Origin of the sequence: Streptomyces sp. NBC_00075 (genome assembly GCF_045041225.1) — a bacterium.
Taxonomy (GTDB): Bacteria; Actinomycetota; Actinomycetes; order Streptomycetales; family Streptomycetaceae; genus Streptomyces; species Streptomyces adonidis.
Window position 1 is genome coordinate 10,697,809 of the sequence record NZ_CP108243.1, and the last position, 24,971, is coordinate 10,722,779.

Genomic DNA, 24,971 nt, shown 5'->3' on the forward strand with positions numbered 1-24,971 from the left:
CGTCACTCCTCCCGGCCCTGGTGCAGCAGGATGACGCTCCACGGCTCGATGTCCTCGTCGAACAGGAACCGCCCGTCCGGGCCGACGCTGCGGATGACCCGGCGTATGGCGTGACCGGCGGTTCGCAGCAGGGCGGTCTGTTCGCGGGTGGGGGTTTCGGGGGCTCCCATGGCGTGCCAGGCGGCGACGGCGTTGCCGTGCGCGCCGTCCAGAGTCTGGATCGTGACCGCCGACCTCGGTCGCAGATGGACGAGTTCGACACGGAGGCGGCGTGGTTCACCGGTCGCGGGAACGCGTTCGGTGCAGTCGTGCGAGCCGCTGGAGTCGGGTGGAACCTGGGCGGCCTCGGGCGGGCAGTGGTAGCCGAGGGCGGCGAGTGCGCCGGTGGCGCTGTGCCGGGTGACGACCAGGCCCTGCACCTGGGCGAGGAGTTCGTCGCCGAGCAGGTGCAGCATCCGGTAGGCGTGGAAGGCGGGTTTCGGCACTCCCTGGTGGGTGACCAGTCCGAAGTCGCCGTGGAAGGGGGCGCTCCCGGCCCGGGGCGCCCCCAAGGGGTCGGCGGACCCGCCAGGGGCGATGGAGTGCACGAGGCCGATCGAGTCCAGGCTGGTTCTGACCGCGAGAGTCGCGGCTCGGAGCAGGTTGTGCGGGGACGGGCCGGGGTCCGAGCCCGTGAGGTGGATCTCGGCGTCGGGGTAGGCGCTCTCGCCGACCACGCGGCGCAGGGTGCGCAGATCGCGGGTGGTGGCGGGGGCGTGCTGTTCGTGCGCGTCCGCGGCCCGGCCGGTGGCGTACGAGGGGCAGGAGACGAAGTCCACCGGTAGCCCGGCGGCGTGGCAGAAGGCGAGGAATTCCCGCACGCCGGAAGCACGGTCGCCGGTCGTCCGGCCGCCGACGCGCAATCCGTGGTCCGCCTCCTTCAGGGCCCGGACGGCGACTCCGTACAGATCGAGATACCCGCTGTGCGAACCCCGTAGGAACGGGACACGGACGGGCTCGCTCCGCACTTCGAAGTACCAGGAACGGACCTCGTCGAGCCCGTAGCGGTCGATCCAGTGTTCGGCGAGCTCCCGAATCCGCTCGCTCCACTCCTCCAGGTCGGGCAACGGAGCCTCGTAGGCGTGCGACCGGTCTGCCAAGCTGGCCTCGTCGGCGAAGTCGCCCCGGGGGAAGTCGAGTTCGAGGAAGGGGCGGACCCCGGCGTGCAGCATCCGGTCAAAAAAGTCGTCCAGGTACGGGAAGTCGAGTACCGCCTCGCCTTCCCCGTCCCGCCGGCGCAGGAACATGCCGGCCTGCGGCAGCCCGGAGACCCGCACGAAGCGGAAGCCGGCCGCATCCTTCACCAGTCGCAGTTGCTCCTGCCAGTCGGCCCGGAGTCCACCGGGGGCCCGTCCGGCGCCGGCGCAGGCGGACCAGAGGTGGGCCAGTGGGGTGCCGGGGGCACGGGCGCCCACCGCGAGGGAGAGAGTCATGCGGCCGACACCCAGTCCCGGATGAGCCCGACAGTACGGTCCGGGTGTTCCTCGTGCAGATAGTGGCCGGTGTCGGGCCAGTGGTCCACCCGGGAGCCGGGGACACGGAGGGTGGCGCGTTCCCAGTCGGCGGCCTCGGCCGAGGTCCATACGGTGAGCGCCGGGCAGGGGCGGCGGCGCAGATACGTCTCGCTGTGCGGGCGGACTCCCACGGCGTCCGGGTCGGTGTACATCCCCGCGTACGCCTGGGCGATGACATGGCCGGGGGTGCCCAGCATGGTCCGGATGTGCGCGGTACGCAGTCCGGGCGGAGCGTCGGCGGAGAAGGCGCCGGCCACGAACCCGGCCGCCGCGGCGGAACCCTCCTCCTGATACGTGGTCAGGCGGCGCGGAATGTCCGCTGCCTCGGCCCCGTGCGCACCGTGCGCGGGGTCGAGAGCGACCACGGACCGTACGGCCCTCGGGTGGTGGACGGCGAGCAGGTTGACGACCTGCCCGCCCATCGAGTGCCCGACGGCGAAGACGGGTGCGGTGCCGAGCCGGTCCAGCAGCTCGGCCAGGTCGTGCGCCATCTCGGCCGGTGTGTTGTGCTTCTCCGGCACCTCCGAGCGTCCGTGTCCCCGCAGATCGGGCACGACGACCCGGTACCGGTCAGCGAGCGCCTCCGCGTGCGGCGACCACTCGCGCCCGTCGCCGCCCCAGCCGTGCACCAGCAGCAGCGTGGGCTGGTGGGCCGGGCCGAGGTCGGTGTGGAAGAGCCGGGCGCGCCCGCCGACGGCTGTCATGAGTGGCCGGTCCGGTAGGTGGCGTAGGCGAAGTCCGCGTGGACTCCGCTGCCGTCGAGGTCCTGGACCCAGAGGCCGAGCATGGCGCCGGTGAAGCCGAGGGTGCGGACGCGGCCGTCCTGGAATTCGTCGGCGGCCTCGTCGGAGACCGTCGTGGCGTCGAGTTCCACCGGGAACTGGCGCACCCGGTCGCCGATGTCGTACGAGAAGCGCAGCACCGGTCCGTCGAACTCGACGCCCAGCACGACGGGCGCCCCGCTCTCGACGGCGATCCCGGGCTCATGGAGGGTGAGCCGTCCGGCCTCGCAGCTGAGGACTCGCAGGAGTGGGGAGCCGTGGTCGCCGGCTGTCAGATGGAGGTAGTGCCAGTTGCGGGTGTTGTAGTAGGCGGTGAGGCCGGCGAGGTGGTCGGAAGTGCGGGGTTCGAAGTCCATCCGGGTCTCGAACACGCAGTGTTGATCGGTGACCCTGCGGGCGACCAGGCTGGGGGCGCGGCGGCTGCCCGCAGACTGGCCGCCGACGATCCGCAGGCGTCCCGGGGCGGGACTGACCCAGTGCGGCGCGGCGGGGCGGCGCAGCGTCGACCACTCGGGCCCGAGCCGCGGTCCTTCGAAGAGATCGGTCGCCGGGGGCTCGGGTACCGGGGCGTTCGCAAGCGTGGGGACCGGGATCTCGACGGCGGGGATGCCACCCGCGATGCGGGGCCAGCCGTCCTCGCTCCACTCGACGGGTTGCAGGGCGGTCTCGCGCCCGAGCACACAGCGACCGCGTTCGCCGTAGGGCCGGGCGGTGATGTGGGCGGCGTACCACTGGCCGTACTGGGTCTCGACCAGCGAGCAGTGCCCGGCTTTCTGCAGCTCCAGCGACGGGTCGTGCCGTGACGTCAGCATGGGACCGGCGGGGTCGGTCTCGTAGGGGCCGTCGATGCTGCGGGAGCGCGCGACGGTGGTCTGGTGCTCGTAGCCGGTGCCGCCCTCGGCGGTGACCAGGTAGTACCAGCCGTCACGGCGGTAGAGGTGCGGGCCCTCGGTGACGCCGAGGGCGGTGCCCCGGAAGATGGTGCGGGGTTCGCCGGTCACGCGGCGGGCGGCACGGTCGTAGCGCTGGAGCTGTATCCCGGCGAACGTCTCGTGGCCGGGCCGCCAGTCGAAGCGCATGTTCAGCAGCCAGCTGCTGCCGTCCTCGTCGGTGAAGAACGAGGTGTCGAAGCCCCGGGCGTGCAGCGGCACCGGATCCGACCAGGGGCCCTCGATCGAGGGTGCGGTGGTCAGGTAGTTGGGGACGTCCTTCCAGCCCTCGCCGTAGGTGTCGACGACGGTGAAGACGAGGTGGAACAGGCCGTCGGCGTAGGACAGCCCGGGTGCCCAGATGCCTCCGGAGTCCGGTACGCCCTGGAGATCGAGCAGCCGCTTGTCGTCCAGTACGCCGCCGAGGCAGCGCCAGTTGACGAGGTCGCGGGAGTGGTGAATGCGGACGCCGGGATACCACTCGAAGGTTGAGGTGGCCAGGTAGTAGTCCTCGCCCACGCGGAGGATGGACGGGTCGGGCTCGAAGCCCCGCAGCACAGGGTTGCGGAGCACGGCAGGGAGGTCGCTGTGGGTGGTCCCCTGCTCGCGGAGCTGGGGGAGGGGTTCGGGAAGGGGGAGGGGTTCGGGAAGGCGGAACCCTTCGCCGTGTGCGGTGGTGGTCACGATGCCGGTCGTCCTACTTCTTGTCGGCCTTGGCGCAGGCGTCGTCGAGCTTCTTGAGAGTGTGGCCGACGCTTGGCGAGCGGCCAGTGCGAGGGCCGGCGCCCGACGCGGGCTGCGGCTCGAAGGCAGTTGCTGGGACACGGTCGCGGCAGTTGCCCAGGAGTCATAGTAATCGGTTGCTGGAAACGTAGGGTCGGGATCGCCGCAGCTGCAAGAGTCGAGGTCCATGTATTTCAGAAAGTCTCCTGTTGGAGGCTGGCATCCCATGTCCATAATCATGTCGTTTATGGGAATTTGGGCTACTTGACTTCGCGGTCATGGCCCAGCGGCCGTGATTTCTTGCGCATGCGTTGACCTTGCTCGGAGGGCGTGGTGAGCTCTAGTACGCGATTACTATTGCTGTTGCTGATTCACTGGCCCGAAGCGCAGGAGACCCATGAGTGACCGTCCGGCGGCTCTGTTCGCCATGAACCCCGTGCACCTGCCCGAGCTCTTCCCGCGCCCAGCTCTGGACCGGCTCGGTCAACTGGTACGGATCGACGAGAAGGCAGTCGCTCAGGACTTCACCGACCCGGGCGTCACGGCGGCGCTCGCCGAGACGGAGATCCTGATCACCGGTTGGGGCTGCCCGTCCGTCGACGCGGCGGCGCTTGCCGCCGCACCCCGGCTGCGCGCCATACTGCACGCGGCCGGAAGTATCCGCAGCGTGGTCACCGACGCATGCTGGGAGCGTGGTCTGATCGTCTGCAGTGCGGTCCAGGCCAATGCCCTGCCCGTGGCCGAGTACGCCCTGGCGATGATCCTTCTCGCTGGGAAGGACGCCTTCGCGCTGAACGAGCGCTACCGCCGTGAGCACACATACCCCCTGTCCCAGGACCTCACCGGTCTGGGCAACAACGGACGGCGGGTGGGCATCATCGGTGCCTCCCGGGTCGGCCGCCGGGTACTCGAACTGCTGCGCCCCTTCGATCTGCGGGTCACGCTGCACGATCCGTATGTCGACGAGGCCGAGGCAGCCGCTCTCGGCGCACGTCTGCTGCCCCTGGACGAACTGCTGCGCGCCAGCGACATCGTCAGTCTGCATGCGCCCGAGATTCCCGCCACTTACCGGATGCTCGACGGCGAGCGGCTTGCCCTCATCCCCGACGGCGGTGTCCTCATCAACACCTCACGCGGCTCGCTGATCGACCCTGTCGCACTCACCGAGGAACTGGTCTCGGGCCGCATCGGTGCCGTCCTCGACGTCACCGAACCCGAACCGCTGCCCGGCGACTCCCCACTGCACCACCTGCCCAACGTCTTCCTCACCCCGCACATCGCCGGTTCGGTCGGCAACGAACTGGCACGGCTCGGCGGCACCGTCGTGACAGAACTCGAACACCTCACCGTCGGCCAGTCCCCGATGTACCAGGTCCGACGCTCCGACCTCGCGCACTTGGCCTGACGCCGTATCGGTCTCAGAACCCGTCCGCCGCGGGCCGGCGCTCGTATGCGGGCCGCGTTTCCGCTGCCGGGCTCCCGCCACCTTGTGGGATATCCCGCCGATGGCTCTGCTGTCCCGCCCTCGTGGGTGAGCGGGAACTCCGCATCCGTGCCGACGATGAACCGTCCTTGCCCGCTGCGGAGAGTGACCCCGGGCAGGGAGCGTTGCTCCCCGGGGGCAGGTGCCTCGGGTGCGGGCCGAGCCGCACCACGGCGCCGCAGATTACCGTCGGCCCACCCGGCGGTGCCGGAGAGGTCCGCCGCCCGAGTGTCCGTGCAGGTCGAGCTGGTGGCGGCCCCACTCGGCGAGGCGGACGCCGTCCCGGCGGAAGAACGCGTCCTCCAGCAGGGTGGCGGCAATCGGGCTGCGTACGCCCCCGACCTCGGGCTCCAGCCACAGACCCGGCACCATACCCGCCTCGCGGATGCGGTCGAGGATCTCGCCCAGCCCGCCCGGGAAACGCGCCGCCGACTCCGCCCATACCGCTGACGGCATCCCACCAGCCGGGCACCCCGCCCGGGGCGACGGCGCCGGGCCGTTCCGCGTCGACGCAGAAGACCTCGGCGCTCGCTGCCGCTGCCGCGTCCACCCGGGGCAGCAGGGCCTTCGTGGGGCTCGCCCATCAGGCTGTTCATGAAGTCGTTGAAGACCACCGGAAGACCTTGGTGGTCCGGGTGCTGCCGACGGCTGGCACGGCGGTGCAGGGTCATGGCGCCCAGCGCGGGCTCGACGCCGCCGGACGGCACGAGGGCGACGGCCACCGAGACCGTGCGGAAGGAGTCACCCGGGTCCAGGCGCCGACGCCACTGGTGCTCGCGGTCGTTGGGGCCGCCGAGGACGAGGCAGACGTCGTCGAAGCGTCGGAGAGTTCGGCGTGCCAGGAGCCGTTGTGTTCGATCTGCCAGAGCAGGGCGCGGCCGGTCGTGGTCTCCTCCAGGCAGCCCGACGGCAGGCACTCCGAGGATGACCACGAGCCCGTACTGGTCACGGCGATCCGGTTTTTAGAGCCGGTCTGGCCGTACGGCACCATGCCTACGTCGTACAGGCCGTGCTACGCCAGCGTGGCGCGCGCCCACCGGAACTCGCCGCTCCAGGGGTTGGCCGCCTTCCACAGGGACAGACCGTCCTCCCAGCGTTCTCCGTCGGGCAGCTGCCGGGCGAGGTTGGACACAGCGAAGGAGGAGACGAACTCCAGGGTGACGGGCTCGGCGCCGGCGTTCTCCACATACGCCTGCGAGCCCAGCACCAGCACGCCCGCGCGCTTGCAGACGCCGAACAGGGCCGTCCTGATCCTTTTCGTGGCCGACGTAGCGCAGAGCCCGCGCGGCGCCGTCCACGTGCCGATTGCCCGAGGTGCCCAGCCGCCCGCTGTCTGGACCTCGACCAGGGGAAGCGTGCGGCGGGCGAGCCGGCCGGACAGCTCGGGCTCGCTCAGGGGGTCGGGCAGCGACATGGCTTTGCCTGCCGCGAGAAGTCTCACCGGCTCCGCGGGGGTGTGGGAGATGAGCAGGGACAACGCATCGGATCCCCAGCGCAGGTGGGTGACAGTCATGGGTGCGGACTCCACGGGGTGCGATGGCCCCGGATGCAAAGGGGCGCTCTCGGTCGGGGTAAGTCTCTTCGCCCAGACAGCGAACGGCGAAGGTGATTCAGTCGCATCGCGGTCGGGACATGACAAACGCGCTGGGATGACCGCCGACCGGACTGCCCGGCGCGGGGGTGGGCAGGCGTGCAAGCCGGCAACCCCGCCAGGCGCCGGTGGCGCTCTGTCTACTTCGGGCGCACAGGCCCCGCTGATCCGCGTACGACGACGTGGGTGCCCATCTTCACGTACTGGACGGGGTTTTCGGCCTGGTTCAGGGTCATGCGCACGGCGGTGCGCCCCAGTTCCTCGTGGGGGATGTGGACCGTGGTCAGTTCTGGGAAGACATCGGAGGCCAGCGGGATGTCGTCGTAACCTGCGACCGAAATGTCCTCCGGTACCCGCACCCCCTCCTCCCGCAGTCCTTTCAGCAGACCGGCGGCGATCATGTCGGTGACCGCGAAGACAGCGGTGAACTCCAGGCCGCTGCCGAGCAGTTCACGGGCCGCCCGGTGGCCGAACTCGCGGGAGAAGTCGCCGGGGACCACCAGGTTAGGGTCGAAGGCAATGCCACGGCTTTCCAGTGCCCGTCGGTAACCGGCCACCCGTTCCGTCGACGTGGACACGTCCATCGTGCCGAGCAGCACGATGCGCTCGTGCCCTGCTGAGAGCAGATAGCTGGTCATCGCGAAGGCGCCGCCCTCGTTGTCGTACTCGACGACAGTGTGCGGGACATCCCGGCCGAGGGAGGGGCGCCCGCACAGCACCAGCCGGGATCCGGCCGAGTCCAGGGCCCGGGCGAGCTTGGCCATCCGCTCGGTGTACTCGGGGGTCTGGTGTGCGCCGCCCACCAGGATCACCGCTTCGGCGCGCTGCTCGCGCATCAGGTTGATCACTGCTATCTCGCGCTCCGGATCGCTGTGCGTGGTGCATACCAGGCACAACCGCCCCTCGGCGGTGGCCTGTTGCTCGACACCGCGAGCGATGTGGGCGAAAAAGGGGCCTGTGACATCGTTGACGACGAAGGCGACGGTGTTGCTGGTGGAAGTGCCCAGGGCGCGGGCATTGGCGTTGACGACGTAGTCGAGTTCGCTGAGTGCGCGTTGCACGCGAGTGCGGGTGGCGGCGGCCACCGGATACGTGCCGCCCAGAACTCGGGAGACGGTTGCCGTGGAGACACCCGCCCTGGCCGCGACCTCCTTGATCGTCCCGCGCTTGATCCCGTCCGCCGCACCATTGGTGGCGTCCCTGGCCATGGCTCTGCTCTCCCGTCGTTCCTGCTCGGTCATGGTAGATGCGTGGACTGTGCCAGGGGACGATCACCGGCCCACCGGTCGGGTCAGGCCCAGGCGCGGTCGAGTCAGAAGAGAACTCGATAGTAACCGCGTACTACCGTAGGGACGGCCTTCGAGGTCGGTCAACGCTCGCGTTGCGTGTGCCCTGCGAGGCTTCGAAAGCTTATCAAGTATGGCAAATAGGCATCCCGGTTACCTCGCTCGGCAACCTTCATGAAGATCTGGGGAAGCAAATTCACTTCATCCCTATGTCTCTTCGGAGTAGGGAGTCGTCGTTCTATGGCAAGTGGTTTCTATACCGCATCGCACGACCCCGACCCAGAGGACCAGTGAACAACACCCGTGCCAGAGCGATCGTCGCGGGCGCCGCGGCCACTTCTCTCCTGCTGCGATCAGCTCGTTCCAGGTGGTGGGAGCCTGCCCAGGTGGCCTTCTCCCAGCAGGCCGGCGACACCGTCTGGGTCGGCCCGCGCAGGAGCCTGGTCCTTCGCCGGGTCTGACCCGCCTCTGACGTGGCGACTCGGGTGACGCAGAGGGCGGCGGCCCGGAGGACTCTTCCTGACCTGGACGGGTCACCGTTCCGCGGGGGTCGGCCTTGTGGGGGATGTTCGTGGTCCTTATGCTGCGGCCGGTCGGCGCACAGTTCTACAAGGGCCCGGAGGTGGAGCCGTGACAGGTGATCCTCCTGTTGTGGCCGTAGGGCTGCTCGGCGGGTTCGTACTGTCACGTGACGGCACACCTTTGACGGGGAATTGGCGCCGCTCCAGTGCCAGGACGGTGGTGAAGGTGCTCGCGCTCGCCCCCGGCCACCGGCTGCATCGCGAGCGGGTGATCGACGCATGCTGGCCAGGCGTGGCGGAGGCGGTGGCCGGCCGCAATCTTCGGGCCGCCCTGCACGCGGCCCGGGACTTCCTGGAGGCGGGCCTGGAGAAGGGGGCCGGACGGAGCTATCTCGTCGCCGACGGTGAGATGGTGAGCCTGTGTCATGTCCGGGTCGACATGGACGAGGTGCGGTCGGCGCTGCGCCGGGGCGACCGCGCGGCCTTGGTGGCTGCCGTCGGAAATCTCGGCAATGAGCTGCTGCCGGAGGACCGCTATGCCGACTGGCTGGTGCCCTACGAGGCCGAACTGGTCGTGCTGCGCGAGCAGTTGGTCCGGGCGTTGCCCGTCGCACCGGACGGGCCTCGGCTGCCGGAGGTTGTGAACCGGCACGTCGACATGCCCATGCGGGGCAGAGAACGGGTTCTTCAGGAGCTCGCCGCATCGCGTTGGCCGGTGACTGTGATCAGTGGGGAGGCCGGGGCCGGGAAGACGCGGCTCGCGGCCGAGGCGGTACGACTGGCCGCCGACGGCGGGGCCCTGGTGCTGTGGGGGACCGCGCACGATGCCGAGGGGCCGACCCCGTACGGGGTGATCGGTGATGCGATCGGGAACTATCTGGCCTCGTTGTCGGATGAGCTCAGACAGGCCGCATTGGTGCGGCATCCGGCCCTGGCCGGACTGCTGCCGGTGACGGGCGCGCCGGTGAGCCGGGGCGGGCCGGAGGAGGAGCGGGCCCGGCTGTTCCATGCCGTGGCCTCACTGCTGGTCGACGCGGGGCAGGAGACGCAGGGCGGGCTCTGGCTCGTCCTGGACGATCTGCACGCCGCGGACCTGGGCAGTTTCCAGCTGCTGTACCACCTGGCACGGGTGGGTGCCGGACGGCTTCGGGTCCTGACCACGCTGCGCGAGGGCGAACTTGGTTCCGGCGATCCGAGGGTGAGGACACTGACCTCGCTGCTGGCCCAGGGGATGGCGGGCCGGGTGGAGATCATGCGGCTGGCCGAGGCGGACTGCCGACGGCTGGTGATCGACGCTATGGGCATCGACGTGATCGGCGAAGCCGACGAAGCCATCCTGCGGGCCTGCTGTGAACTCTCCGGCGGCAACCCGCTGTTCGCCCGAGAGCTGGCCGCGGCGCCGGACCGCGCGGCCGCGCTGACGCGGGGCGCGGGAAGTGTGCCGGAACGCGTCAGCTATCTGGCGGCTCAGCGCATTCAGGCCCTGGGCCCCGGCGCGCAGACGGTCGCCGAGCTGCTCGCGGTGGCGGGCGAGCCGATGCACCTGGATGAACTCGCCGAAGCAGCGGCCGAGTTGGGGATTGCGGTCGGAGCGCTTCTCGACGATCTCGATGAGGCCGTCCGCAGCCGGATCATCGGCGAGTCCCCGGTGGTGAAGGCCGGGCTGCCGAGCGTGGAGTACGGCTTCCGGCATCCGCTGATCCGGCTGGCCTGCCGGGACGTGCTCACCGCCGTGCGACGGCGCAGGCTGCACATACTTCTCGCCGACGCGCTGGTACGCCACCGCCCCGAGGCGGTCGACGCGGCGGCCTACCACCTCAGCCGCGCAGACGACCCGCGAGCGGTCGAGTTCCTGCGCCGGGCGGCGCACCGGGCTGCCGCGATGTACGCCAACGACACCGCCGACGGCCACTACTCCGAGCTTGTCGCCCGGCTGGAGGCCGCCGGCCTTCCGGCCGCCGAGGAGCGCCACGCCTGGGGCGTGGTGCTGCGGGCACTGGGGCGCTACGACCGGGCTGCCGAAGTCCTTGGTGCGGCCCGGGTCGGCTTCGGCGCAGTGGGGGAGACGGCGCGATCGGTACGGACGGTCGCCGCTCTGGCTGAGGTGCTCAGCCGCGCCGGACGGCCTGCGGAAGGACTGGACCTGCTCGCCGGGCATGATCCCGGTGCGTTGGACTCCCGTACGGCCGCCCTGTTCCATCTCGCCGAGAGCGTGTTGTACTTCGGCACCGGCCGGTATGCGGAGACGCTGGACGTCACAGCGAGAGCGGAGGCCCTGTGCGGTGGCGATCCGCAGCTGTTGGCCAGGGCCCTGGCCAACAGGGCGTCCGCGTTTCTGCTGCTCGACCGGCTGCCCGAGGCGCGGCGGACCGCAGAGCGTGCGCTGGGCCCGGCGGAGGCCTCCGGGGACCCGGCGCGTCTGGTCGGGCCGTTCAACGTACTGGCGCAGCTTGCCCAGCGCGAAGAGCGATTCGCCGAGGCCCACGCGAATGGGGAGCGGGTGCTTGAGCTGGTCGAGTTCGCGGGCGATCCGGCGGAGATCGTCCTGGCCCGCGGCAACCTCGTACAGCAGACCCTGAACCTCGGGGACCCTGCAGCCGCGGCCGAGCACGCGTCACAGGCGTTGACACTGGCGCGGCGCCTCGGCGAGTCCTGGTGCCTGCCCTACGCGCTGACCAACCAGGCCCGGGTACTTGTCCGGCTGGGGCGAGAGGGCGAGGCCGCCGGTCTTCTCGATGAGGCGCTCGTGATCGCCGAGTCCACCGGTGACAGGCAGGCCCGCGCGGCGGCGACCGGACTCCGTGAGCGGCTGGGCCAGTTACCACGTCGGGGAACGCGGCGGTAACTGCCGGATCCTACGGTGACGGGCACAGACCGACAGCGCCCGGAGCCACCGTGAGGATGCATGGCAGAGGACACCCCGCAGGCAGTCGTCGACGCGGGCGGCGAGGGGTGGCCCCGGGTCGAGCCACTCCTTGAGCGCTACGCGCGTGAACTGTCCGGCGGAGTACTGGAGATCCACACCGCGCATCCCGAGGTCCCTGCGGCCATGGGTGAGTGGTGCGCGACGCGGGGCCACACCGTACTCGCCACGCAGACATTGGAGGGCGTGACCGGTCTGCGTATCCGGCTGTCCCACCCATGGAGGCGCCATGACATTCCCTGACATTCCACTCGGTAGTGGTCCGCAGCCAAGACACAGACCCGGCAGGGCACTTGCGGTCGGCCTGGCCCTGGCGCTGCTCGGTCCGGCCCTTGTGGCGTCGATCCCCGCAGCCTCGGCCGCGGACGACCCCGCCGAGATCACCGCTCAGGTCACCGAAACCCTGGAGAAGAAGAAGGCCGCCGATGTGTGGCTGGTCTTCGACGACAAGGCCGACCTGGCCAAGGCTTCCGCGATCAAGGACTGGAACAAGCGCGGCCAGGCCGTCGTCGACGCGCTCAAGGCCACCGCCATTTCCAGCCAGGCCGAGACGAGGGCCGAACTCACGGACGCGGGAACGGAGTTCACCTCGTACTGGATCTCCAACCAGATACGCGTACCCGGGGCTTCCAAGAAGCTCGTCACCCGGCTCGCCGGGCTGCCGGGCGTGGAGAAGATCACCGAGTCGAAGCCGGCCGAGCTGGTCGAGCCCGAGGACGCCAAGGACGCGGCCGAGGTCAACGGCGTCGAATGGGGTCTGGCGGCGATCAACGCCGACGACGTGTGGAAGGAGCGGGGCGCCACCGGGCAGGGCATCACCATCGCCAACATCGACACCGGTGTGCAGTACGACCACCCCGCGCTCGCGGCGCAGTACCGGGGCCGGCAGGCCGACGGCACGGACAACCACAACTACAACTGGTACGACCCGGCCAACGTGTGCGGTTCCCCTTCCGTCGCTCCCTGCGACAACCAGGGGCACGGCACCCACACCATGGGCACGATGGTCGGCGACGACGGTGCCGGCAACCAGATCGGAGTGGCACCCGGCGCGAAGTGGATCGCCGCCAAGGGCTGCGAGTCGGACTCCTGCACCACCGAGTCGCTGCTCTCCTCCGGACAGTGGATGCTCGCCCCGACCGACCTGAGCGGCCAGAACCCGCGCGCCGACCTGCGCCCCGACATCATCAACAACTCATGGGGCGAGGACAACGGCAGCGACGAGAACCCGTACTTCGACGACATCGTGAAGGCCTGGACGGCCTCCGGGATCTTCGGACTCTTCTCGAACGGCAACGCGGGGCCGAACTGTGACACGGCCGGTTCGCCCGGCGACTCCGCGTCCGCCTATGCGGTGGGCGCGTTCACCAGTGGCGGTTCTATCGCCTCGTACTCCAGCCGCGGGCCCGGCGCGGACGGCAAGGTGAAGCCGGACATCGCCGCGCCCGGTAGCAACGTTCGGTCCTCGGTGCCCGGAAACGGCTACGCCTCGTCGTCCGGTACGTCGATGGCCGCCCCCCATGTCGCGGGCGCCGTAGCCCTGTTGTGGTCCGCTTCGCCCGGGCTGATCGGCCACTACAAGGAGACCAGCGCACTCCTCGACGACACCGCCGTGGACGTGAACGACACCACCTGCGGCGGCAGCGCCGACGACAACAGCGTGTGGGGCGAGGGCAAGCTGGACGTCCTGGCCGCCGTCGGACGCGCCCCCGGCGCCGAGTCGGGTGTACTGAGCGGCACCGTCACCGACAAGGCGACCGGCAAGCCGGTCGCCGGTGCGCGCCTCGACCTGACCGGCGCCTCCGACCGCAATGTCGTCACCGAGGAGGACGGCAGCTACCAGCTGACCGTGACCCCTGGCGAGTACACCGTGAAGGCCTCGCTGTACGGATACGAGACCGGCACCGCGACCGTCCCCGTCACCGACCAGGGCACGGTCACTCAGGACTTCGCGCTGGAGCCCAAGCCGGTGTGGAAGGTTGCCGGGACGGTGACCACGGACGCGGGCAAGGCGGTCGCGGGGGCCACGGTGTCGATTCCCGGCACTCCGGTCCAGCCGGTGGTCACCAAGGATGACGGCCGTTACACCCTGCCCGAGGTCGCGGCCGGTACCTACACCCTCCAAGTCGCGACCCCCCAGGGCTGCTTGGGCTCCGCGACGGTCGAACTCACGGTGGACGGCGACGAGAGCGCCGAGGTGACTCTCGGGTCGAAGACCGACGCCTTCGGCGACACCTGCGTGGTGGAGAAGTCGCAGTACATCGAGGCGGACGAACCGTTCGACCTCACGGGCGACGACGTCAGCGCCAAGCTCGACCTGCCGTTCGCGTTTCCGCTCTACAACGATGTCTACCGCAGCGGTGTGCTGAGCAGCAACGGCTATCTGAGCTTCCTGCCCAACCTGTCCAACCCGTTCAACACCGCGATTCCGGACCAGCGCACCCCCAACGCGGCGATCTACGCCTTCTGGGACGACGTACGGCTCCTGAACGGCGTCTCCAAGGTCTATACGAAGACGGTGGGCACGGCCCCGAACCGCCAGTTCGTCATCGAGTACCGCAACGCCGGCATCTTCGGTGGCGGAGACGCCCGTTTCGACTTCGAGACGGTGCTGCACGAGACCACGGGTGAGATCGTTCTCGCCTATCGGGGTCTCGACCCGGACAACCCGTACGAGACGGGCCACTCGGCGACGGTCGGTATCGAGAACGCCGCCGGCACGGACGCCCTCCTGTACTCCTACCTCGGCTCCGAGCCGCTGAGCGACGCGCGTGCCATCCGGATCATCCCGGCCACCGGCGGCTACATCCGGGGAACGGTGACCGACGGCAACGACGGCGACGCCGTCAAACGGGCCACCGTCGCGGTCTCGGCCGGCGGCAGGCGGATCGCCGCCACCACGACGGACACCAAGGGCGGGTACGCCTTCCGCGTCCCGACCGGCACCGGTTACGACGTGTCCGTCAACGCCTCCGGCTACTCGACCCAGTTGACGACGGCGTCCGTGAAGACCGACCAGTGGACGGACACCGACTTCAAGCTTCCCGCCGGGGCTCTGAAGGTGGAGGTCGGCGGCGACCTCGACCCGTGGGTGGTGAAGAAGGGCAGTAAGGCGCGGATCCCGGTCAAGGTCACCAACACCGGTACGAAGCCGCTCACCTTCGAGATGGCGGAGCTCGGCGGTGCGGCGAAGACGGCCGCGGCCCGCGAACCGGGGCAGGTGATCAGCGAGTTCGAAGCCCCCGGCCTGGAGAACATCTCCGGCACGGCCGTCGACGGGGCCGGCAACCTCTGGCTCAACAACTTCCCGACCCGCAGCTTCGTCGAGTACGACCGGAAGAAGCTGAAGCCCACCGGGCGGGCGGTCGACGCGTGGTACTCGTCGGACGACGTGGACATCGCCTACGACAGCAGGCACGGCCTGCTGTGCCAGCCGACCGGGATCGGCCCGGCGGACCTGATCGCCTGCACGGACCCGGACAAGGGCACCACCCGGCACATCGACGTGTCGCCGGTCGGCGGCGAGGTCTCGCGTGGACTCGGCTACCGAGCCGACGACGACACGTTCTACCTGGGCAGCGCCACGACCGGGAAGATCTACCAGGTGGCAGGGCTCTCGCACGAGAAGCCGGGGAAGCTGATCGCCAGCTGCCAGTGGACGATGCCGGTGTACGGCGTCGCCTACCACCCCGGCACCGGCGGCCTGTACTTGATCGGCTACGGCGATGTCTACACGTACGACATGAAGACCTGCGCGCAGACCGGCAAGCTCCCCGACCCGGAGGCGCAGGCGACAGCCGTCTCGGGGCTGGAGATCGACCCGAGCGGTGACCTGTGGGTGTCCGCCCCGAACACCCGCAAGGTCTACCGGATGAGCAGCGGGCAGACGGCTCCCACCGACATCGGCTGGCTGTCCGCGAAGGCGACCACCACCACTCTGAAGGCGGGGGAGTCTGCCACGGTCACCGTCACCGCGGACACCGCGGATCTCAAGTCAGGCACTTACCAGGCCTATTTGGAGGTCTCCAGCGATTCCGGCCGGGTCCAGCCGGTGACGGTTCCGATAGAGCTCGTGGTGTCCGCCTACCGGCAGGCCGTTGATGCCGGAGCGCGTGAGGCCTACACCGACACCTCGGGTCGGGAGTGGGGCGCGGACCAGCAGTACCGGCTGAACTCCTATGGCTGGGTAGGTAGTTCGCGGACAGTTTCGGCCGGTGCCACGACCGGGATCGCGGGAACGGTCGAGGACAGGCTCTACCGGTCCCAGCGCGAAGGCATGGACGCCTATCGGTTCGACGGCCTCCCGGTCGGTACCTATCAGGTGACACTTGACTTCGCCGAGCTGAGGAAGCGGGTTGCTCCGAACTCGCGGGTCTTCGACGTCACCGTCAACGGGAAGTCCGTGCTGTCCGGATACGACATCGCCGAGGCGGTCGACGCGCTGACCGCTGACCGGCACACCTTCCTGGCGAAGGCGGGAGAGGGCGGCAGCGTAACGGTCGGCTTCACCGGACCGCGGGGATCCCTGCCGCCCATGGTGGCCGGTGTGGTCGTGGAGCACCGCCCCGATCTCGGCTGACGGGTGACCTTGCCGTGTGTCCTCGCCCGGTCGGCCGAGCCGGCGGGGACACACGGCTCCACTGCTTGGCAGCCGGGGTTTGCACCAGGCGGACCATGGCCCGATACAGGTCTATGGGCGCGGGCAGGACTCGAACCTGAGACCAAGCGCTTAGCCCGGCGCTGGGTCGCGCGGACGCCCATGCCAAGACTCTGGCGGCAAAGCACGACTCCTCGGTGAAGAAGATGGTGGCCCGCCAGCGGGCCACCATCACGACATCCCAGGGGCCACGCCGATGCTACGAAGCCAGGATCGAACGCGAGGGCAAGCAACCATTGGTCGCCAGGTTCGACGGGATACCCCTCGCGCGGCACAAATACGCGGACCTCACCGACCGCATGCCAGGCCCTGCTCCGCGCGAAGCGCAACTGTCGGTTTCGTCCGGCCGACTCCTCCTGCATGGTATTGCGAATATCACGTAATGAAGAAGGGGACCCCGATGACGGCAACTCCGCCCTCGCGGTCTGTGCCGTGCGGTTCAATCACGTTCTGCCCGATGTTTTTGCAGGTTTCGGTCTGGCGGTCGCGGTAGCCGATCCAATCCCGGTGGCCAGAGGCGGTGATCTTCTGGCTGTAGCGGGCCTCGGGATTGCGCGGGGTGGCGATCTCCATGCTCGACCAGGGCACCCGCGCGGTGGCCGCAGCCGGCCTGCCGTCCGCCGAGGACTTCCCGGTGCTCCGCTGCTCGGTGTTCCGGCGGCTGGCCCGGTTACGGGTGGACTTCGGTCCCCGCCAGCGCAATTGGCCGTCCTCGTCCAACCAGTACTGCTGCACCCATACCTGCCGTCGGCGCCAATCTGCAGGACGTAGGCGATCAGCGCCTCTCCGCCGCGACAGCCGGTCGTAGCGCAGCTGCCGGCCGTAGCGGTCGACCCACCCCGACGTGATGAGTCCCGCGAGCCAGTCCTCGGCGTGCACCGAGAGTTCCTTCAGCGCGCAGCGCAGGCTCTCGGCGACCAGTTCACCGCGGTTGAGCCTGCGGACTGCGGCGAGTACGTGGGTGGATTCGGTGCGCAGTCGGCCGCCCCGCTTGACCAGCCTCGCCGCCACAAGACGGTCCACCATGACGGGAAAGTAGGCGATCGGCTCGGTCTCCTTCGGCCATCCGGGCTCGGAACTCGCTGAGCACGGAGTGGTCGAATCCCGGATCGTCCAGCTCCAGGCCGAGACAGTACTTCCAGTCCAGACGGCAGCGTACGGCCTTGGCGGCCTGCCGGTCGGTGAGGTTCTCCGCGTACTGCAGTACTGACACCAACGCCAGCCGGGCGGGCGAGAGCCTTCTGCGTCCGTCGGCCGGATACCAGCCAGCGAAGTCCTCGTCGGTGAACAGGCCATCCAGCCGGTCCCGCATCCACATCGCTGTCGTGCCCCGCGGATTGCTCGCCTGTGCCATCCGCACCGTCAACAGCGGGATCAACCGCCCCGGTGCATAACCCATCGCCATTGCGGCCCCCCGATCGCCGAACCTGCCCAGCTCAAGACACCAGAGCACGACGCGGCCCCAACCGAACGCTAAATCAGGCGACTTCACCCCACAGAGCGAAGATCACCAACAGCATCCGGCAATGCGGCCAGAGCCGTTTTCGAGAATCGCCATCAGGTCAAGCCGGATGATGTACCAGCAGCCGGACGTCGACCTCACCACCGCACCTACGTAGTCGATCCCTGAAGAACTCCGCGAGCTGGTCGCCGTCATGCTCGACCCGAATGCGTTCAGCAACAGGGCGTTCGCGGCCACCGACCCGGCCGAGATCGACTTCAACTTGTCTGAGGTGCAGGCCGCGGAACTCCCTGCCTCCAACGGCATCGGCACGGCACGCGGGCTGGCCCGCATGTACACCGCGTCGATCGGCGAGGTGGATGGCGTACGCCTGAGCACCCTGGAGACCCTCGCGTCGGTGACCAAGGCGCGGGCCGTTGACGGCCACTGGGACGGACCTGGTGATGGTGGTGCCGAGCCGGTTCGGCTCCGGAGACATGCTGCCCACCGAGACCAACCTCATGACCGGACCCAACTCCTTTGGCCACGCTGGCCGGGGCGGCTTGCTCGCCTTCGCTGGCTATGCCCACGAGCAGAGCATCGCCTTCGGCTATGTGATGAACCACATCATCGAGGACCCCGGCGATGTGCGGGCGGCGTCGCTGGTCGACGCGGTGCGGAGGTCGCTGGCGTCACTGGGCGAGGCTGACCCTCGACGGGCGGTCTCGCCCGACCTGAGGGGAGGCCAGGGCCCCGCAGCTGGTCCACAGCTCCGTCAGGCCACAGCGTTCTTGGTCATGGACTTGGGTACATCGACATGCCCCATGGCCCGGTCGATCGTGATCTCGATGACCACGCGCTCCGGATCCGGAGCCGGAGTCCGCCCGTACCGCTTGCCGTAGCGCGTCACGGCGTCGTCGACAGCGGCTGGGTGGGTGCGGACCTCGGCCGTGCCCTCCAGCGTCGCCCAGCGTCCTCCGTCCACTTGGCAGACGGCGACGCGTGCTTGGTCGGGCAACGCTGCCTGAAGGTTGGCGACTTTCCTACTCGATTTGCGAGTAATAACCCGAGCGATACCGGAGTTGGCGTCCACGGTGACCCCAACCGGCACGACATGCGGGCGGCCGTCTGGCCGAAGCGTCGTCAGGGTGCACAAGTGGTACTCGTTCCAGAACTTCAGGTAGCCGTCACCTTGGCGGTTTATCTCGGTGTGCATGGCAGGGAATCCTAATCGTGAATGATGTCCAGGCTGTCTGAAAGTGGCTAGGGCCACACTTCACCCTTCGACCCAAGAGTTTGGGAGATTTAAGCATTGATAGAAGTTTTTGCCCCATGTGCTCATGGTGCAAAAATCTCGAATTTATAACGAACTTAGCATCCCTCACGATGCTTGGCGTGGGCGCGTCAGGCGCAGGAAGTGCCAGCTCAAAAGCATGATCGACATCTTGCTGTGATGATTTGATGTGATTTGTTGTTTGGGTGTCTCTGCGGCTTGATGGGCGACTTTCAGACAGGTCATGACGTGGGCTTCGCGTAGTGTCCGATGAAGTTCCCGAAGCCTGCCGAGGGCACTTGATGTCGCGTCATTGCATGTTCGCGCTAGCGACTTTCGATGATTGGAGATCTCGGGTGCGCACCTCTGCTGTCCATGGGTAGGGGGCGTGCGCGGCCTGGAGCGACGTACTGGCCTCGATGTCCGTGATCACTTGTGGCTGCGTCGTGCGGCGGGGACTGGACCTGATTCGAAACGGGCGCGGCCGTTGCCCGGCTTCCTGGACGAGCCATCCACGGCTGGTACGAAGGGGATTACTGATGTGGCCGGGAAAAAGTGACCGCGACGCGGCTGAACCCGAGGTGCCTGCGCAGGGCGGAGTGAGCCGTCGGCGGTTGGGTCGGTGGCGGACAGCTCAGAAGCGGACGGTGGAGCGAGACCTGCACCGTCGGCTGCGGCGAGAGCTCCAGGACCTCGGCGTCCAGCCCCCCTTGGACGTGAAGGAACTGTGCCGGGCACTCGGGGAGAGACGGGGACGCCCGATCGTCCTGCGGCCTTTCCCGCTGGAGAAGCCTGGACCGTCGGGGCTGTGGGTCGACATGCCGCAGATGGACGTGGTCCTCTACCAGCAGGAAACGACTCCTCTGCACCAGGACCACATCATCCTGCACGAGGTGTTCCACATCATCGTGGCCGAGGACGAGCCGGGCGAGGAGGAGCAGGAACCCCCGGACGACTTCGTCGAGGGCTGGGCCACGATGATCCCGGTGCTCGACCCCGCGCTGATCCGGCGTGTGGCGCGCCGGTGCTCGTACGACGACGGGGAGGAGTGTGCCGTCGAACTCGCGGCCACGATCATCCTGGAGTGGTCGTCGGTGCTTGATCACGTCACCCCGCTGTCGGAGGACCCCTCGGTCCGACGTGTTCAGGCGGCGCTGGGTGACCGACGAGGGTGGCTCTGACCCGTGACCGGATTGATCCTCCTGGGCCTCGCCGCTGCCGTCGTCTGGAAGCTCTACCAGTGGTCGAGAGCACCCCATGACAAGCCGCTTCGTTCCGTCACACTGTGCCTGCTGAGCGCCGCGCTGTCCTATCCGCTGGCCATGCCCGGTGGCGCCTCGGGCGTCGACACCGTGGCCGGGCACGGCACCGCGAAGCTGATCCAGAACGTGCTGCTCCTGCTCACGGTCTACTTCCTCATGTGCTTCTACCTGTACTCGGCCGACGAGCGGGCCGGGCGGCTGCGCGCCAGGTGGGAAGCCCTCGTTGTGGGAGCCGTGGCAGTGGCGATCACGGTCGCCGCGTTGTCGGTTCCGCACGAGGTGTTCGCCGGTTCCTTCAGCACGGCGGACATGACGATCCCGCAGATCGCCTTCTTCTACGGCGGCGCCGGCCTGTACCTCATGTACGCCCTCGGCGTGGCCGGCCGGTGGACTTGCCGCTACGCCCGACTGTCGAGGCGTCCGCACGCCACGGGCCTGTGGATGGCCGCCATCGGTCTGAGCGTAATGGCGATGGCCTGCGCCGTCCGGGCAATCTTCGTCGTCATCCGTTGGAGTGGTAAGGCCGTGCCGCAGCCGCTCATGGCGGGTGTCGCGTTCCTTCTTGTGGTGTCCATCCTGCTGTTCTTCGTGGGTGTCACTTATCCGGGGGCCCGCGGGAGGGTTACGGCGGTGCGGCTCTGGCTGCGGCGTCGCCGAGACCACCGTCGGCTGGCCTCGCTGTGGCAACTGCTCGCCGAGGCCTATCCCGAGAACGTGCTGCAGCCTGCCTCCTCCGAACTGTGGGATCGGTGGCGGGCCCGTGGCGTGCACCGTCGCTACCACCGGCGGATAGTGGAGTGTCGTGACGGACTGGTTGACGTCAGCCCCTACCTGGCCGACGCGTCGGAGGACACCGAAGTGCTCGACCTGCCTCCTGCCGTGTTGGCGGACCGCCTTCGGCACGCCGTGAACATGATCGGAAAGGGAGCCCTTGCGCCACGTCCGGCGGTACCGCTGGCAGTGCCCACGGAGGACAACCGGGAAGCAGACGTCCGTCAGTTGATCGCCGTGTCGGACGCGCTGCGTCTGCCGGCCTAATCACTGAAGCCAAGGAGAGTTCAGATGCTGATCACCGCAGGCCGAGTCCTTGTCGACTCCGGGACGTACCTGGACGACGGCGCCATCCTCATCGAGGGCGACTCGATCACGGCGGTGGGGCCGCGTGTGCAGATCGCGGAGCAGGCTGACGCGGACGCGGTGCACCTCGCGTTCCCCGAGGGAATAGTCGTGCCCGGTCTCATCGACGCACATGTCCACCTCGCGTTCGACGGAGGCACGGATCCCGTGACCACGCTCCACGAGTCCACCGACGAGACCCTGCTGAAGGACATGCGGCGCCGTGCGGAGCAGCTCCTGCGCAGCGGCGTGACGACGGCCCGCGACCTGGGCGACCGCAACGGCCTTGCCCTCCGCCTGGACGAGGAGATCGCCCGAGGCGGCACGCCGGGCCCTCGGATCGTCTCGGCGGGAACGCCTGCGACCCCGCCCGGGGGACACTGCCACTTCCTCGGGGGCGAGGTCTCTGGCGTGGCCGAGGTCCGCGACCTCGTACGGCGCAACATCGCGGCGGGTGCCGGCGTGATCAAGGCGATGGTCACCGGAGGCGGCCTGACCAAGGACGGGCCGAAGAGCTGGCAGAGCCAGTTCACCTGGGAGGAGTTGCAGGCCCTGGTGGACGAGGCCCACCAGGCCGGCGTTCCGGTGGCCGCGCACGCGCACGGTACGGACGGCATCGCCGCGGCCGTGGAAGCGGGCGTGGACACGATCGAGCACTGCACGTGGATGACGGGCGACGGCTTCGACCTCCGGCAGGACGTCCTGAAGAAGATTGTCGACGACGGCATCGCGGTCTGCCCGGCCGTGAGCCCCCACTGGCAGATGCTCCCGCGATTCTTCGGTGAGGAGCGGGCGGCGGCCATGTTTGATCTGGTCCGGCAGATGGCGGAAGCCGGCGCCAAGCTCGTCGCCGGAACCGACGCGGGAGTCCAGCGTGCAGGATTCGACGGGCTGGTGCCTGCCCTGTCCTTCTATGCGCATCTGGGCCTGCCGACCAGCAAGATCCTCGACATGGCGACAGCCGACGCGGCCGACGCGCTGGGACTGGGCGGGACGACGGGCCGGATCGTTCCTGGATTCCGAGCGGACCTGCTGGTGATCGAGGGAGACCCCCTCGAAGACCTCGACGCGCTGCGTGCGATCCGCGCCGTGGTCGCCGCGGGTCGGCATCACGAGCTGTAGAGAGCAGACCCTGTGTAGTAGCTGACGCGCATCCTGTCCGGGGCCTTCAGCCGGGCTTCGGACAGGCGCTACTCGTTCGCGTCCGGCTCTCTCTCCTCCAACTCCGTGACCAGGTTGTTGACGAACTCCATGACGTTCGTCGGCAGCCCCTGAGAACCCATCCCGCGCCCCTTGACCCGGCCGACGGCCCCCTTCCTCGACGCCGACAGGAGCTGGAGGCCCTCGTAGACCTGACGGGCCACGGCATCATCCGGCTGGAAGTACATCGGCGACACACCGAGGAACGCTGCCAGGCCCTCAAGGACCACAGGCGAAGCCGTTTCTACTGCGCCGGTACGCAGATCCAGAACCCCTGCTGCGGAGATGACCCGGGCTCCAGCACGGGCGTTGACCGCGTCGGCGATCTCCGCGTCCGTCGGAGGCCCCTGTTCTCCGGGGTACGAGCGCTCCAGGACCAGGGTGATCTTCTCGGCCAGTGTGCCGGGCGGTCCCGCAGAGCCCAGAGCAGTCCCGGTGGCCTCCAATTCGGCTTCACCGCCCCGCGCCTTGGCGATCGATCGGTCCTCTGCTCGCCGCAGCTCCTCTTCGCTCACCCCGTAGGCCGCCGCCAAGGCCGGAACGTACTTGTCCTTCAGTCGCCGTTCCCCGCGTTCGGCTCCCGCCACGGGACCGGCACTCTTGGTCCCGATCAGCGTCGCCGTCTCGTACTGGTAGTAGCCGGCATCGCATCGCAGGTCGGTCAGATCGGGGAGGCCCGTGCGAGGGAACAACTTGTCCAGTTCCCGGTCGAGTGCCTTCGCCAAGGCAGGCAGTTTCTCCGGATCGGGAGTTGCCAACCCGGTCTCCCAGCCGGCGACCGTCGAGCCCGCTACGCCGACGGCCGTCGCCACGTCGGTCTGCGCGACGTTGGCGGCACGCCGCACAGTGCGCACGTGGTCTCTGTCGAAGTGGCGAGCAGACATCGAGCCTCGCTTTTCGGCAAACCGAGAGAATCTCGGTGTGTTGACTTTTTCTGGGACTAGTAATAGCTTCAGCTTAGCGAAAAACGGGGAGCCTCGCACGCTCTCCCGGTCTTCGCCTTTCGATCTTCTGAGGCGCCGAGACCGAGGGGGTCGATCTGCGGGGGTCCCGCGCTGATTTGTGTGCGGGGCTTTCGCAGGGCGTAGTCGGCGCCGGAGGGGTCGTATTCCTCGGACACCAGACGGTACGTGCTCCAGCTTTGCGGCGGGGCAGTGAGATCACATTACGGCTGCTCAGTGCCCGTGCGCGGTACTTGCAGAGTGGCTGTCACGCAAGGAGTTTCGTATGTCTCTGCTTCAACCGGCGGCCTACCGTATGGCCGTTCGGGCGGGACTTGCGAGTGGTGCAGAGGCTGCAGCCCGTATTGACGTGCCGTTAGCTTCGCGGGCGCAAGGCGTTCCAGTGCGCCGTGTTGGTTATGAACTGGCACGCCCGCGCTGGTGAATATCGGGTGCGGATGAGCCGTGAGAGCGGAAGCGTAGTTCGGTAGTGCTTCCGGAAACCCTTCTGGTCAGATACCCCTATGCCCTCCATCGCCCGCGCAGCGGCTTGATGGCCACCGAGTTGAAGGCTGCGCTCGGTTCAGTTGTTCGGAACGGAAACGCACCGTCCCAGCGGTATATGTCGAGTTGGCGTCGAATCGGCCCACTGCCCGCTGTCCGCTGGAGTGTTGCGAGCGGCATACATATGTTGCTGGTCCGCCGGCGAAACCGCCGAATCAGAACCCGCTCAGGGGAGGAAACCAGAGCCACATCGGACATCAAGTCCGCATTTTTCAGCGGGAGATGAGGCCGGGCGCCCAGAAGTTAGCAGCTTCCGGGCGCCAGGCCCGCCACCCCTGAGGGCGCGGATTCACAACCGGGGCGAATCGGCTGACCTTTTCGACGAGAACGGCCGTCCCACCCCACCTACGAGTGAGGAATTGTCGCATGCCCGAGTCCTGGACCGGAAGGGCGCTCGCCGCCCAGCCCGCCAAGACCCTTGACCCCACCGCCGGTACCCGCCGGCACCGCCTGGCTGTTCTCCTCGCGGACATGGTGCCCGGTGCCCGCACCGTCCGTGTCTCGCAGCACCAGCCCAGTCAGACCTGGCCGAGCCCCTACACCCGCGCGTACGACGAACAGGGGCAGCTCGTACCCCTCAACCGGGCTCAGCGCGTGACCACCGCACGCTGGGTGATCCGCGCCCACCCCGAGGCGAACTGGGACGAGGCGCACGACCTCGACCTGACCACTGGGGCCCTGCGGCCCGCCGCAGAGGCATGTGCCGTCGTGGACGGAGGCCGCTGA

18 protein-coding genes and 1 pseudogene are annotated in these 24,971 nt (G+C 68.7%); 9 read left to right on the top strand and 10 right to left on the bottom strand.

What is annotated here, in order from left to right; all coding sequences use genetic code 11:
• Window positions 1-2 precede the first annotated feature (2 nt).
• Genes OG787_RS46780 through OG787_RS46790 form a run of 3 tightly spaced genes read right to left on the bottom strand, consistent with a single transcriptional unit; the run spans window position 3 to window position 3,837 of the window.
• A complete protein-coding gene (locus tag OG787_RS46780) occupies window positions 3-1,472 on the bottom strand; it encodes a GH39 family glycosyl hydrolase (RefSeq protein ID WP_405539602.1) in 1,470 nt (489 codons plus the stop codon).
• A complete protein-coding gene (locus OG787_RS46785; protein WP_405539603.1) occupies window positions 1,469-2,257 on the bottom strand; it encodes an alpha/beta fold hydrolase in 789 nt (262 codons plus the stop codon). The genes OG787_RS46780 and OG787_RS46785 overlap by 4 nt, the downstream gene beginning before the upstream one ends.
• Window positions 2,254-3,837, bottom strand: coding sequence for a glycoside hydrolase family 43 protein (locus tag OG787_RS46790; RefSeq protein ID WP_405540783.1), 1,584 nt, complete (start codon window positions 3,835-3,837; stop codon window positions 2,254-2,256). Before OG787_RS46790 ends, OG787_RS46785 begins: the two co-directional genes overlap by 4 nt.
• 547 nt (window positions 3,838-4,384) lie before the next feature.
• Here OG787_RS46790 and OG787_RS46795 point away from each other — a divergent pair.
• Window positions 4,385-5,392 carry a hydroxyacid dehydrogenase gene (locus OG787_RS46795; protein ID WP_405539604.1) on the top strand — a complete coding sequence of 336 codons (1,008 nt, stop codon included), beginning with the start codon at window positions 4,385-4,387 and terminating at the stop codon, window positions 5,390-5,392.
• A 261-nt stretch (window positions 5,393-5,653) separates the two neighbouring features.
• On the opposite strand, the gene OG787_RS46800 is transcribed toward OG787_RS46795, so the two are convergent.
• The 3 genes from OG787_RS46800 to OG787_RS46810 all read right to left on the bottom strand — a co-directional run bounded on the left by OG787_RS46800 (window position 5,654) and on the right by OG787_RS46810 (window position 8,302).
• The gene (locus OG787_RS46800; protein ID WP_405539606.1) at window positions 5,654-5,926 is read right to left on the bottom strand and encodes a hypothetical protein; all 273 of its coding nucleotides are present in this window, start codon (window positions 5,924-5,926) and stop codon (window positions 5,654-5,656) included.
• Window positions 5,927-6,482: 556 nt separating this feature from the next.
• Window positions 6,483-6,983, bottom strand: coding sequence for a hypothetical protein (locus OG787_RS46805; RefSeq protein WP_405539608.1), 501 nt, complete (start codon window positions 6,981-6,983; stop codon window positions 6,483-6,485).
• Between the two features lie 218 nt (window positions 6,984-7,201).
• Window positions 7,202-8,302 carry a LacI family DNA-binding transcriptional regulator gene (locus OG787_RS46810; protein ID WP_405539610.1) on the bottom strand — a complete coding sequence of 367 codons (1,101 nt, stop codon included), beginning with the start codon at window positions 8,300-8,302 and terminating at the stop codon, window positions 7,202-7,204.
• 675 nt (window positions 8,303-8,977) lie between these two features.
• Here OG787_RS46810 and OG787_RS46815 point away from each other — a divergent pair.
• From OG787_RS46815 to OG787_RS46825, 3 genes are read left to right on the top strand one after another with little or no spacing between them, the layout of a single operon-like run.
• The gene (locus OG787_RS46815) at window positions 8,978-11,713 is read left to right on the top strand and encodes an ATP-binding protein (protein ID WP_405539611.1); all 2,736 of its coding nucleotides are present in this window, start codon (window positions 8,978-8,980) and stop codon (window positions 11,711-11,713) included.
• Between the two features lie 60 nt (window positions 11,714-11,773).
• The gene (locus OG787_RS46820; RefSeq protein ID WP_405539612.1) at window positions 11,774-12,034 is read left to right on the top strand and encodes a sulfurtransferase TusA family protein; all 261 of its coding nucleotides are present in this window, start codon (window positions 11,774-11,776) and stop codon (window positions 12,032-12,034) included.
• A complete protein-coding gene (locus tag OG787_RS46825) occupies window positions 12,021-16,370 on the top strand; it encodes a S8 family serine peptidase (protein ID WP_405539613.1) in 4,350 nt (1,449 codons plus the stop codon). The genes OG787_RS46820 and OG787_RS46825 overlap by 14 nt, the downstream gene beginning before the upstream one ends.
• A 453-nt stretch (window positions 16,371-16,823) precedes the next feature.
• Here OG787_RS46825 and OG787_RS46830 read toward each other — a convergent pair whose 3' ends face one another.
• Window positions 16,824-17,474 (bottom strand): hypothetical protein, encoded by a 651-nt coding sequence (locus tag OG787_RS46830; RefSeq protein WP_405539614.1) that lies wholly within the window; start codon window positions 17,472-17,474, stop codon window positions 16,824-16,826.
• Complete coding sequence (locus tag OG787_RS46835) at window positions 17,371-17,853, bottom strand: transposase (protein WP_405540785.1); 483 nt, start codon at window positions 17,851-17,853, stop codon at window positions 17,371-17,373. The genes OG787_RS46830 and OG787_RS46835 overlap by 104 nt, the downstream gene beginning before the upstream one ends.
• Before the next feature lie 154 nt (window positions 17,854-18,007).
• Here OG787_RS46835 and OG787_RS46840 point away from each other — a divergent pair.
• Window positions 18,008-18,578 (top strand): annotated as a pseudogene (locus OG787_RS46840) (esterase); the annotation flags it as partial.
• 86 nt (window positions 18,579-18,664) lie between these two features.
• Here OG787_RS46840 and OG787_RS46845 read toward each other — a convergent pair.
• Window positions 18,665-19,105 (bottom strand): pyridoxamine 5'-phosphate oxidase family protein, encoded by a 441-nt coding sequence (locus tag OG787_RS46845; protein ID WP_405539615.1) that lies wholly within the window; start codon window positions 19,103-19,105, stop codon window positions 18,665-18,667.
• Window positions 19,106-19,809: 704 nt separating this feature from the next.
• Between OG787_RS46845 and OG787_RS46850 the strand changes: the two genes are divergently transcribed.
• The 3 genes from OG787_RS46850 to OG787_RS46860 are packed head-to-tail and all read left to right on the top strand — an operon-like array spanning window position 19,810 to window position 22,662.
• Window positions 19,810-20,343 (top strand): hypothetical protein, encoded by a 534-nt coding sequence (locus tag OG787_RS46850; protein ID WP_405539616.1) that lies wholly within the window; start codon window positions 19,810-19,812, stop codon window positions 20,341-20,343.
• 3 nt (window positions 20,344-20,346) lie between these two features.
• Window positions 20,347-21,462 (top strand): MAB_1171c family putative transporter, encoded by a 1,116-nt coding sequence (locus OG787_RS46855; protein WP_405539618.1) that lies wholly within the window; start codon window positions 20,347-20,349, stop codon window positions 21,460-21,462.
• 24 nt (window positions 21,463-21,486) lie between these two features.
• Window positions 21,487-22,662 (top strand): amidohydrolase family protein, encoded by a 1,176-nt coding sequence (locus tag OG787_RS46860; protein ID WP_405539620.1) that lies wholly within the window; start codon window positions 21,487-21,489, stop codon window positions 22,660-22,662.
• Between the two features lie 68 nt (window positions 22,663-22,730).
• On the opposite strand, the gene OG787_RS46865 is transcribed toward OG787_RS46860, so the two are convergent.
• On the bottom strand, window positions 22,731-23,594 hold the full coding sequence (locus OG787_RS46865) for a helix-turn-helix domain-containing protein (RefSeq protein WP_405539621.1): 864 nt from the start codon (window positions 23,592-23,594) through the stop codon (window positions 22,731-22,733).
• 1,017 nt (window positions 23,595-24,611) lie between these two features.
• Here OG787_RS46865 and OG787_RS46870 point away from each other — a divergent pair.
• Window positions 24,612-24,971 carry a hypothetical protein gene (locus OG787_RS46870; protein WP_405539622.1) on the top strand — a complete coding sequence of 120 codons (360 nt, stop codon included), beginning with the start codon at window positions 24,612-24,614 and terminating at the stop codon, window positions 24,969-24,971.